Here is a 10,521-nt window from a genome sequence, read left to right as displayed (position 1 = left end):
TTTAATATACTTTAATATAATTATTTTTTATCAGTAGATGTAGAAACATAAGAAGCTAAGACATCTTTTAGATCTTTATCTTTTATGTCAACTCCGGCCTTTTTAATAACTTTGGCTAGAACATCATGCATAGTTTGTTGGTCTTGTGACATCGTCTGATAGATCTGGTCATCAATCTCTTTTTTGTGTGAAGCAAAAGTTCCTTTAGCAGGGTGCTTAATCATTTTGATTACGTGATAACCTGATTGAGATTTAACTGGGCTCTTCGTTGTTTCGCCAGTCTTTAATTTAAAAGCGGCTTTCTTAAACGCAGGGTCTAAACTGGAATCGGTAGAATCAAAAGCTGGTAGTTTTCCCTCATTTTTCTTAGTTCCTGGATCTAAAGAATACTTTTTCACTAAACTCTTAAAGCTTTTACCATTCTTTAATTCATTAGTAATTTCTTCAGCTTTAGATTTTTTAGAAACTAAAATATGTTGCACTTTAACCTTTGGCTGATAATCTTTCCAAACTTTATCTTCTTGACTCTTTGAAATCTTCTTGATGTCCTTTAAAGCAGCTTCAGTAAGCAAGTTTGTTTTCAAGTTTTGCTTGAAACTTGAAGCAGTCATGCCATTTTGTTGCAAAACGGCATCAAATTGACTACCATATTGCTTCTTGTAGTTATTGTATTGTTTATCAACTTGCTTTTTTGAAACCTTGTTGCCATATTGTTGCTCTAAAACACGATTAATAATCATGTTTGCCAGGGCGGTTTTACCAGACTGAGACTTTTTCATTTCGTCATAGTATTCTTGCTGAGTAATCTTGCCGCCTTTATAAGAAGCAACGGTTTTACCACCATTGGAACAAGCCGCTGTTGATAAGGCCATACTTGCTACGGCAATCACAGCTGCTGTTTTTCTGATATATTTTTTCATAAAATAAATTCTCCACATCCTTAATAAATTAAGTCACCGACAACTAATATAACATAAACTGGCAAAACTAGTTTTTATTTTTTCGTTTTTTGCCAAAAATTGCCAGTTTCTTTACTAATTTTTAGAATTATCAGTTTCATTTTCAATATTACGATTAATCGCTGAAGCTTTGCCTTTTAGTTTGGCTATAATTCGATTAATGCTTATTTGATAATATTCCACTTCATTTTGTAATTCAGAAATTGCTCTTTTTGCTTCTGGCAAAGACTCTTTTAACTCCTGCTTGGCAGTCTTTAATTTTTTGTTAGATACGGCAAGATCATTAATGTCTTCTTTGACTGAATTAATTGGTTTTTGCACCGATGGGAATAAACGATTACCATTTTGGTCTTTAAATAGTGAAAGAACAAAGCCAAAACCCGCTCCCACTGCTAAACCTAAACTAAAATGTTTCATCATGTCACCTTAGAACTCGGCTCTAATTGCAGCTGCAACTTTTTGGTAATCTTCCTCAGTATATTTTTCAGCGTTATTGCGCGTTGCAATCTTTAAACCGTCTCCTTCAAAGCGTGGTATAAAGTGAATATGTGAATGCATTACTACTTGGCTGGCACTGGCGCCGTTATTGCTACTGATATTCATACCAGTAATTCTAGGGTCAAACTTTTTAATTGCATTGGCAATTGTTGGAATATACTGCAAATATCTTTGAGCATCTGCAGGCGTATAATCAAAAAAGTTAGTGATGTGTTTTTTAGGTACCATTAAAGTGTGACCGGGATTTACTTGAGACAAGTCTAAAAAGGCTTTGACGTCGTCGTTTTCGAAAACGGTGTAGCTGTTTGCTTCACCTGTGATAATTTTACAAAATAAGCAATCTTTGTCTAATTCTTCCATTTTAAAACCTCTTCATTTCAAAATTTAGTTTCTTTTAATATCATGCTATCATATTAAATGAGTAAATTCATTAAAAGAAAGATAGGAATTATGACTTTAAAAATTGAGCATTTGACCGGTGGCTACACAGGTGTACCGGTCATTAAAGATATAAACCTGGAGATCACTCCAGGCGAGGTTCTAGGACTAATAGGACTAAATGGTGCTGGCAAATCGACAACAATTAAACATATCTTGGGGTTATTACGACCACAAAAAGGCAAAATTACTCTCAATGGCATTGATTTAGCGGCACAACCCACTAAATTTAAAAGAGATGTCGCATATATACCCGAAACGCCAGTTTTATATTCAGAATTGACTTTGAAGGAACATCTGCAATTAACTATTCTCAGCTATCAGTTAAACGAAAAACAGGCTTGGGCAAAAGCCCATGAATTGCTGCAGATGTTTAGGCTGGATGATAAACTGGATTGGTTGCCGATTCATTTTTCAAAGGGCATGAAACAAAAAGTGATGATTGTGTGTGCCTTTTTAGCAAATACAGAACTCCTTGTAATTGACGAACCATTCACCGGACTAGATCCTTTGGCAGTGGCCAATTTAGTACAATTAATCAAAAATGCTGCTAGTCAAGGCAAAATGGTGTTAATGTCAACACATATTTTGGCTAACAGTGTCCAAGCAGTTTCACGCTACGCGGTCTTAAACAATGGCAAAATTGCGGCTTCTGGCACTTTGGCTGAAATTCGCATGCACTATGCTTTAAAGGAAACAGATTCATTTGACCAAATCTATCAAATTTTAAGTCAGGAGCAACAAAATGCGTGATTTGGCTAAAAGAAGGCTGCAGGAAAACTTACGCCAGTCTTTAAAATATCTAGTTTTGGTTTTTAATGATTTCTTTATCTTAGCTCTGATTTTCCTTTTTGGCGCGCTTATGTTCTGGTACGCACAGACAATGAAGACTATGCCTGAAAGTCTGTGGTACTATCGTCCGCTCGTTGGTATTTTGCTGTGGCTACCACTTTTAATAGGCAAACTGGTAACTTTGCTAAAACCAGCTGATTTACAATTTTTACTGCCCGAAGATGAAAATATAGTATTATATCTGAAGCCAATGTTAATTTACAGCTTAATTGTACCTACAATTTGCTTGGCTTTAATGGCGGGAATTATATTTCCTTTTGCAACGATAAAGGCAAAGGTTGAACCGTTAGATTATATTTTCGCTGTTTTTGCTGTGTTTTTGGCCAAAATAGTGCAACTTAAAGTTAGGGAATATAATTCATATTTTAACCGTAAAATTTCCATCTTAGTTTTAAATATCCTTTTCCTACTTTTGTTTGGTTTGGGAATGTTTAAACCACAGAGCATGATCATAATCGCAATTTTGCTAGCTGCTGCTGTTTTTATTTTAGTTTTGAAGCCGCTGCATGCAGCCCTTTTTGACTGGCAATATGCTGTGGAGCAAGAGGAAAAGCGCAAAAATGTTGTTTATAGCGCTTTTAGTATGTTCACAGATGTTAAAGAAAGACAGACTAATATTAAAAGACGGAAATATTTGGACTTTTTATTGCCTAAAAATTTAGCGTCAGAAAATCCCCATAAATTTTTGTATCGTCGTTCAGTGCTTAGAAATCCTGAAAATATTAATTTAGTTTTCCGAATGACCGCTTTTGCAGTTTTAATTTCTTGGCTGGTTCAAAATTGGGTTTGGGCATTATGTTTATCATGCTTAGTAGTTTTTTTAACTATTTACCAGTTGATACCGATGGTTGATGAATTCGATAGCAATATCATGTATCGGGTTTATCCAATTGAGCGCACCAATCGGGGGTTAGATTTAGTAGCCGCATTAGCAGGAATATTATTAGCTCAATGGGCTATAATCAGTATTTCTTGGCTGATTACTTTACCAATTAATTTACACTTGTTTATAGCAATGGGATGTTTAGTTGTTTTCAGCTGGGGCGTATTAAGGTTATACTTACCTGCAAAAGTAAAGAAAAGGAAGTAGTAGAATAGATGAGATTACGTAACAAGCCGTGGGCTGTAAAGCTGGTGCAAGATCATCCGGAAAGTGTGATTGATCGACCGGATCCGAGTCAAAAAATTGATTGGTCAAAACGGTTTGCTGATGTTTCAAGGCCATTAGAGATCGAAGTAGGACCTGGCAAAGGAAAGTTTATTACTACGATGGCAGAAAAAAATCCTGAAAAAAATTTTGTTGCTCTGGAATTGCAAATGACAGCTGCTGGCATGATTTTGCGGACGAAACTAGCAAAAAATTTGTCTAATTTACAAATTTTATGTGCTGATGCAGCTAATATCGCTTCTTTTTTTGATAGTCACAGAGCAAGTAAAATTTATTTGAACTTTAGTGATCCCTGGCCAAAAACTAGGCATGAGAAAAGGCGGTTAACCTACAAGACCTTTTTACAAAAATATCAGACCGTCTTGCAGGAAAATGGTCAAATAGAATTTAAAACTGATAATGCAGGCCTTTTTGCTTATTCAGTGCAAAGTATGAATAATTTTGGGATGAATTTTGATTTTGTTTCGGTTGACCTTCATAATGAAAAAGATGAAATAGTTAGTGCCAACATCGAAACTGAATATGAACACAAATTTGCGGCTCAGGGCAATCCAATTTATGCTCTGCATGCAGATTTTGGGGTAAAATAATTAAGTAAGAGTGATGATTGAGAGGTTTTTTCAAAATGGAACAAATAAAAGAACTAAACAAAGATAAATTAGACTCGATTACCAAAAATGGACGAGTAGTTTTAGAATTTTCAGCAGGCTGGTGTCCAGACTGTCGCTTTTTAGACCCCTTCATGCCAGAAATTGAAAAAGATTTTGCCGATAGCAAATTTTATCAAATTGATCGTGATGGCTCAGTTGACCTGGCAAAGGAAATGAACATCATGGGTATTCCTTCCTTTGTGGTCTACCAAGATGGTCACGAAATTGGTAGACTAGTTAATAAGGATCGTAAAACTAAAGATGAAGTTGAAAGCTTTTTACGGTCACTTGACTAAGTGAAAGAGGATTATTGATTCATGATTACTAGTATTAATAAAAGAAGTTATCCTAATACCTTGATTGTAATTTTAGGTCAAGACAAGGGTAAAAGTGAATATGATGAAAAAGGTGATGTTACACGCATTACTGATGAAAAGGGTAATGTTACCGGTTACAACTTTTTTAACGTTGATCAACTAATTGACTACGATAAGTTACCAGATGGACAAGTTAAGCTGTCAAATGATGATTTAACTGCTTTAAATGAAAAACTGGCGGAAGTTGGTTTTACTGATAAACTTGCCTATGGCAAGCCAACACTTGTTTATGGCTATGTCAAAAGTTGTGAGAAACATCCCGATTCTGATCATTTGCATGTTACACAAGTTGATGTGGGCAATGGTGAAGAACATCAAATTGTCTGTGGTGCACCTAATATTGCGCAGGGACAAAAAGTGGTTGTTGCCTTGCCAGGTACTTTGATGCCTAATGGCCAAGTGATTTGGCCAGGTCAACTCCGTCATGTGGATTCCTATGGTATGATTTGTTCTGCTCGCGAATTGGGTTTAGCTCATGCACCGCAAAAGCGCGGAATTATGGTAGTTCCTAATGAATTTACTGTTGGAGAGGCCTTTGATTCCGAAAAGTGTGATGAACTTTTAGCAAGCGGTCAGATTACTTTATAGCGCTTGGGACTTTATCATTTTGATGGTAAAGTCTTTTTGTATCATTAATTTGTGAAAAGTATTTTAGCTAATTTTTAAAGCTTTTTTGATGATCCTGCTTTTTGGACTCAGTAATGGTAAAATAAACTGCAATGATAAAATTTTGGAGTTCAGTAAATGTTAGATAAAAATAAGCAAATTTGGTTTATCGGAATTAAAGGAACTGGAATGGCTTCTTTAGCTTTAGTGTTAAATGATTTAGGCTTTAATGTAGCTGGCAGCGATATTAAAAAGTATACTTTTACCCAAGAACCGCTAAAAAAAGCTGGTATTGAAGTTAAAGAATTTAGCGCGAATAATATTAAAAATTCAGGACAAATTATCGTTAAAGGAAATGCGTTTAAAGATGACAATGTAGAAGTAAAAACTTGTGAAAATAAGAACATTACCTGGCAAAGTTATCCTGATACAGTCGAAGAAATTATCAAAATGCATACAAGCATTGGTGTTTCGGGAACTCATGGTAAAACTTCTACTACAGGCCTTTTAGCTCATGTATTGGGTGAAGCTGCACCCACTTCCTATTTAATAGGTGACGGTGAGGGCAAGGGTGTTAAGGATTCTCGTTTCTTTGTCTATGAAGCAGATGAATATCGACGTCATTTCTTAGCCTATCATCCAGATTATCAAATTATGACTAACATTGATTTTGATCATCCGGATTATTTTAAGGATCAGGCTGATTATACTTCAGCTTTTCAAACTGCAGCAGATCAGACTAAAAAAGGACTATTTGTCTGGGGTGGTAATGAAAGATTGAGAAGCTTATATTCTGATGTTCTCAAATATACTTATGGTTTTGAAGATAATGATGATTTTCAAGCTGTCAATATTAGAAGAACAACTGAAGGATCGACCTTTACGGTTATGACTCATGGTAAAAAAGTTGGTGAGTTTGAAATACATCTTTTTGGTGATCACAATATTTTAAATACCACAGCTGTGATTGCTGTTGCCTACACCGAAAAGATTCCTGTAGCTGATATTCAAAAAGGTCTACTTACTTATCAAGGTGCAAAACGTCGTTTTTTTGAAAAAGATTTCGGTGATATCAATATTATTGATGATTATGCTCACCATCCAACTGAAATGAGAGCAACAATTCAGGCTGCACGACAAAAGTTCCCACAAAAGAAATTAGTTGTCGTATTCCAGCCACATACTTTTTCCAGAACGAAGAAATATGCGCAAGATTTTGCAGAAATATTGCGTGATGTAGACAAGGCTTATGTGACTCCGATTTATGCTTCAGCAAGAGAGGCAAATGGAGATATTTCAAGTAGTGATTTAGTTGCTAAAATCCCTGGTTCTGAAGTGATAGATCTTGATAACATTGCAGATCTTGCTCAAAATCGCAATAGTGTAATTGTCTTTATGGGCGCAGGCGATATCCAGAAATATGAAGATGCTTTAGAAAAGTTACTATAATTTAACTTTATAGCTTTACTAAAATTCTAGTAAGGCTATTTTTTTGCGCAAAATTTATGATATTTTGTGAAAACTAATGAAATATAATTAAATAAAACGAAAAATAATGATTGATAAATGAAATTAAATGAAATATAATAAAAATGTAAGCGATAACAAATGAAAAGAGGACGAATTGATGAAAGAAATAAAAACTGCAACAAGGTTAAATGCTTACTTGCCACATTATGACAATAAGATTGATAAGGTTTTTGGTGTACTGAAAAAAGTTGGAATTAATTATGTAGATATTAATTTCCCTCAACAGACTATTGGGATTCCGGCACGAGACATGAAGAAAATGTTAGACGAAAACGGTTTGCGTCCTAACGGAATGGAAATGAGATTTGAAGGTCATTACATTAACGGTGATCTCGGGAATTTAAACGATAAGATCTATCAGGATGCAATTGAAATGTGTAAGCAGGCAGTGGATTATTGCCGAGAGATTGGCGGTTCAATGATTAATATCTGGAGTGCTCATGATGGTTTTGACTACAGTTTTCAAATTGATTATTTAAAAGTTTGGCATAGAATTGTCAAAGCCTGTCAAGAAATTGCTGATTATGCTCCTGATATTAAATTTAGTATTGAATATAAACCTTATGAGCCCCGTGCCTATGCTTTTGTGGACAGCATGGGAACTTTGGGAATGATTCTAAAAGATATCAACCGTAAAAACTTTGGCGTTCTTTTAGATTATTGTCACATGCTAATGAAACATGAAAACCCGGCTATGGGATCAGAAATTTTTGCCAGTCGTGGTGAATTATTTGGGGTTCATATTAATGACGGCTATGGTGTCCATGATGACGGCTTAATGGTCGGTACCGTTACTCCATTTAAAACCTTAGAATTTCTCTATTATATGAAAAAATATCATTTTAATGGCATGTACTATTTTGACACAGCTCCAGTAATCGAAGACCCTAGTCAAGAAACTAGTAAAAATATCGAAATGTTGAAATACTTTTTAAATCTGCTTGACCAAGTAGGCATGGAAAAAATAGACAAAGTGATTAATGAAAATGATGCAATTAAAGCAAGAGATCTATTGTTAGATTTTATAAAAAAATAACTATTTTAATTTAAAAATTGTATTTTTGGAGGCAAAAAATGGATTACAGAGAAACTGCACGAGGTATTTTGGCTGCCGTTGGCGGACCAAGTAATATTTCTAATATGACACATTGTGCAACCAGGTTACGATTGAATTTAAAAAATGAAAATATTGATGATGCCAAAGTGAAGGCAGTAGATGGCGTAATTAATGTTTCAAAGGGTGGTGGACAATATCAGGTATTAATTGGTCTTGAAGTACCGAAAGTTTTTGATGAATTTGAAAAGCTTGTCAATGGAAGTACTGATAATGAAGTTAGTACGCAAATCAAACCTCATGGGTTTAAAGGATATGTCAATGCCTTATTTGCGGCAATTGCTGGTATTTTTTCACCACTGCTTCCAGCCCTTGCAGGATCGGGAATTTTATATGGCTTACTTTTGTTTTGCAGCCAAATAGGATGGATCAGTCAGAAAAGTGGTACTTTTGTCATCTTGACTGCTGCTTCAAAAGCCGTATTTTATTTTTTGCCAATTCTGTTAGCTTTTTCGGCTGCGCGAAGATTTAAAGTCAGCCCTTACATTGCTGCACTAATTGCCGGCGCACTTTTATATCCAGATTTCATTCAATTAATGGGTACCCACGGCAACGGTGCAATGACTTCATTTTTGGGTATTCCAGTTGTTTTAATGAATTACAATTCAACAGTAGTTCCAATTCTAATTTCTATTTGGGCTTATTCATATTTGTATAAGTGGTTAGATAAACACGTCAGTAAAGATTTGGAGCTTGTGGTCGTGCCACTAGTTTGTCTTCTAGTTATGGTGCCACTGACTGTAATTGTTATTGGTCCACTCGGTGTATATGGCGGTCAATTTGTTGCAGATGTAGTTAATTGGTTAATTAAAAATGTTCCACTGCTTGCTGGAGTAGTTGTTGGTGGTGGATGGAGTTTCCTGGTATCTTTTGGAATTCACTGGGCTGTAAATCCAATAATGATTAATAATATTGCTACACAAGGCTTTGATTTTATTTGTCCATTAACCTTTGCCTGCAATTTTGGTGTTATCGGAGCTGCTATAGGAGTTTGGCTTAAAACGCGAAATAAAGAGCTAAAAAGCTTTTCTTTAACTGGAGTAATAACAATTTGCCTTTCTGCAATAATAGAACCAACATTATTTGGTTTACTGGTAAAAAACAGAAAAATATGGGCAGCGCAAATGATTGCTGGTGCCGTTGGCGGAGCTTATCTAGGACTAACAAAGGTATTTACAAACGCATTCGTTTTTGGTTCGGTAACAACTTTTCCGGCTTTTGTAGCTAAAAATAGCAATAACTTCTTAAATGCGATGATAGGATTGGGGATTTCTGTAATTGTCGGAATCATTCTTGGTTTTATTGTCACCAAAAAAGATGAGCGTCTTGCTTAAAATAAAGTTAGATGGGGTATAATTAAGGAAGCAAAACACTTATGTATATAAGGAGAAGAGAATAAATTGCTTCCGATCGAAAGACAAAATCAAATCTTAAAAATTTTAGAAAACAAAAATTTGAGCAAACTGGATGAACTTCATAAACAAATACCAAATGTATCTATTTCTACATTAAGAAGAGATATCAAAACGTTAGAAGATGAAGGAAAAATTGAATATTTATTTGGCGGGGCTGTCAGGCTAAGTAACGGTTCTGGAGAAGTCGAATTCACTAAAAAGGAACATAAGTACCAAAAGGAGAAAAAACAAATTGCTGCTTTAGCTGCCCAAGAGATTCATGATAGCAATGCAATATATGTGGATTCAGGTACAACATGTACTCTGCTGCTTGATAAAATAAAAAATAAACGGATCACAATTTATACTACGAATACACAAGTATGCCATATTGTTGGTAATTTTAAGGCTGAAATAGTTTTAATAGGTGGCAATTATAACGGAGTCACTTCTTCACTTACTGGCGCGTTAACTAACGATTTACTATCCAGACTCCGTTTTGATAAAGCATTTTTTGGCATGAATGGTGTTGATATTAATAATGGATATACAACACCACAATTTGATGAAGCAATAAAGAAGCAGCTGATCGCAAAAAGAACTTCACAATCTTTTATATTAGCTGATTCAAGCAAGTTTGGCGTATCTTCAAATGTTCAGGCTTTAGAATTAAAAGACGCAATCCTAATTTCTAATGATAATGACTCTCAAATTGCTAAAGAAACAAAGATTATTTGTCCGTAACTAAAACATAAAAGTTAATTAAGATTATATTTAGTAGAAACATCAAACCTAACAGAAGTTTGATGTTTTTGTTTAAAGAAAGTTCGAGTAATCCTATACAAAAAGCGTAATAAGCTAAAACTAAGTAATTAATCTAAAGCAGACAAATGGTACTTAACCTGTTTGTTATAAAAACAGTATTGTGCAAGATC

Annotated in this window: 12 protein-coding genes; 9 read left to right on the top strand and 3 right to left on the bottom strand. The window is 34.9% G+C overall.

Going from position 1 to position 10,521, the window contains the following annotated elements; genetic code table 11:
- Window positions 1–20 precede the first annotated feature (20 nt).
- The 3 genes from ERK18_RS07900 to ERK18_RS07890 all read right to left on the bottom strand — a co-directional run bounded on the left by ERK18_RS07900 (window position 21) and on the right by ERK18_RS07890 (window position 1,817).
- Window positions 21–920 carry a peptidylprolyl isomerase PrsA gene (locus ERK18_RS07900; RefSeq protein WP_187155005.1) on the bottom strand — a complete coding sequence of 300 codons (900 nt, stop codon included), beginning with the start codon at window positions 918–920 and terminating at the stop codon, window positions 21–23.
- A 114-nt stretch (window positions 921–1,034) separates the two neighbouring features.
- Window positions 1,035–1,376: a hypothetical protein gene (locus ERK18_RS07895; RefSeq protein WP_187155004.1), complete on the bottom strand. Its 342-nt coding sequence runs from the start codon at window positions 1,374–1,376 to the stop codon at window positions 1,035–1,037.
- Between the two features lie 9 nt (window positions 1,377–1,385).
- Window positions 1,386–1,817 (bottom strand): HIT family protein, encoded by a 432-nt coding sequence (locus ERK18_RS07890; protein WP_045928332.1) that lies wholly within the window; start codon window positions 1,815–1,817, stop codon window positions 1,386–1,388.
- A 90-nt stretch (window positions 1,818–1,907) separates the two neighbouring features.
- Here ERK18_RS07890 and ERK18_RS07885 point away from each other — a divergent pair, with 90 nt between their 5' ends.
- The 9 genes from ERK18_RS07885 (at window position 1,908) to ERK18_RS07845 (ending at window position 10,330) form a co-directional block, all read left to right on the top strand.
- Entirely contained in the window at window positions 1,908–2,648 is a 741-nt protein-coding gene (locus tag ERK18_RS07885; protein ID WP_187155003.1) for an ABC transporter ATP-binding protein, read from the top strand.
- A complete protein-coding gene (locus tag ERK18_RS07880; protein WP_187155002.1) occupies window positions 2,641–3,837 on the top strand; it encodes an ABC transporter permease in 1,197 nt (398 codons plus the stop codon). Before ERK18_RS07885 ends, ERK18_RS07880 begins: the two co-directional genes overlap by 8 nt.
- A gap of 8 nt (window positions 3,838–3,845) precedes the next feature.
- Window positions 3,846–4,505, top strand: a complete 660-nt coding sequence (trmB, locus tag ERK18_RS07875) for a tRNA (guanosine(46)-N7)-methyltransferase TrmB (RefSeq protein ID WP_187155001.1) — start codon at window positions 3,846–3,848, stop codon at window positions 4,503–4,505.
- 35 nt (window positions 4,506–4,540) lie between these two features.
- Window positions 4,541–4,861 (top strand): thioredoxin family protein, encoded by a 321-nt coding sequence (locus ERK18_RS07870; protein WP_187155000.1) that lies wholly within the window; start codon window positions 4,541–4,543, stop codon window positions 4,859–4,861.
- 21 nt (window positions 4,862–4,882) lie between these two features.
- Window positions 4,883–5,530, top strand: coding sequence for a YtpR family tRNA-binding protein (ytpR, locus tag ERK18_RS07865; protein WP_187154999.1), 648 nt, complete (start codon window positions 4,883–4,885; stop codon window positions 5,528–5,530).
- Window positions 5,531–5,686: 156 nt separating this feature from the next.
- Window positions 5,687–6,997, top strand: coding sequence for a UDP-N-acetylmuramate--L-alanine ligase (gene murC / locus ERK18_RS07860; RefSeq protein ID WP_187154998.1), 1,311 nt, complete (start codon window positions 5,687–5,689; stop codon window positions 6,995–6,997).
- A gap of 187 nt (window positions 6,998–7,184) precedes the next feature.
- Window positions 7,185–8,114, top strand: coding sequence for a sugar phosphate isomerase/epimerase family protein (locus ERK18_RS07855; RefSeq protein WP_187155039.1), 930 nt, complete (start codon window positions 7,185–7,187; stop codon window positions 8,112–8,114).
- A 38-nt stretch (window positions 8,115–8,152) separates the two neighbouring features.
- Window positions 8,153–9,526: a PTS transporter subunit EIIC gene (locus tag ERK18_RS07850; protein WP_187154997.1), complete on the top strand. Its 1,374-nt coding sequence runs from the start codon at window positions 8,153–8,155 to the stop codon at window positions 9,524–9,526.
- A 66-nt stretch (window positions 9,527–9,592) separates the two neighbouring features.
- A complete protein-coding gene (locus ERK18_RS07845) occupies window positions 9,593–10,330 on the top strand; it encodes a DeoR/GlpR family DNA-binding transcription regulator (protein WP_187154996.1) in 738 nt (245 codons plus the stop codon).
- Window positions 10,331–10,521 lie beyond the last annotated feature (191 nt).

It is taken from the genome of Lactobacillus kimbladii, assembly GCF_014323605.1.
GTDB classification, from domain to species: domain Bacteria; phylum Bacillota; class Bacilli; order Lactobacillales; family Lactobacillaceae; genus Lactobacillus; species Lactobacillus kimbladii_B.
Note: the sequence above shows the minus strand (reverse complement) of the source record. Positions and strands in the feature narration are given on the sequence as shown.

Coding starts and splice junctions, on each gene's coding strand:
- ERK18_RS07885 (WP_187155003.1), top strand. CDS start 1,908: ATGACTTTAAAAATTGAGCATTTGACCGGTGGCTACACAGGTGTACCG.
- ERK18_RS07895 (WP_187155004.1), bottom strand. CDS start 1,376: ATGAAACATTTTAGTTTAGGTTTAGCAGTGGGAGCGGGTTTTGGCTTT.
- ERK18_RS07850 (WP_187154997.1), top strand. CDS start 8,153: ATGGATTACAGAGAAACTGCACGAGGTATTTTGGCTGCCGTTGGCGGA.
- ERK18_RS07880 (WP_187155002.1), top strand. CDS start 2,641: ATGCGTGATTTGGCTAAAAGAAGGCTGCAGGAAAACTTACGCCAGTCT.
- ERK18_RS07890 (WP_045928332.1), bottom strand. CDS start 1,817: ATGGAAGAATTAGACAAAGATTGCTTATTTTGTAAAATTATCACAGGT.
- ERK18_RS07870 (WP_187155000.1), top strand. CDS start 4,541: ATGGAACAAATAAAAGAACTAAACAAAGATAAATTAGACTCGATTACC.
- murC (WP_187154998.1), top strand. CDS start 5,687: ATGTTAGATAAAAATAAGCAAATTTGGTTTATCGGAATTAAAGGAACT.
- ytpR (WP_187154999.1), top strand. CDS start 4,883: ATGATTACTAGTATTAATAAAAGAAGTTATCCTAATACCTTGATTGTA.
- trmB (WP_187155001.1), top strand. CDS start 3,846: ATGAGATTACGTAACAAGCCGTGGGCTGTAAAGCTGGTGCAAGATCAT.
- ERK18_RS07900 (WP_187155005.1), bottom strand. CDS start 920: ATGAAAAAATATATCAGAAAAACAGCAGCTGTGATTGCCGTAGCAAGT.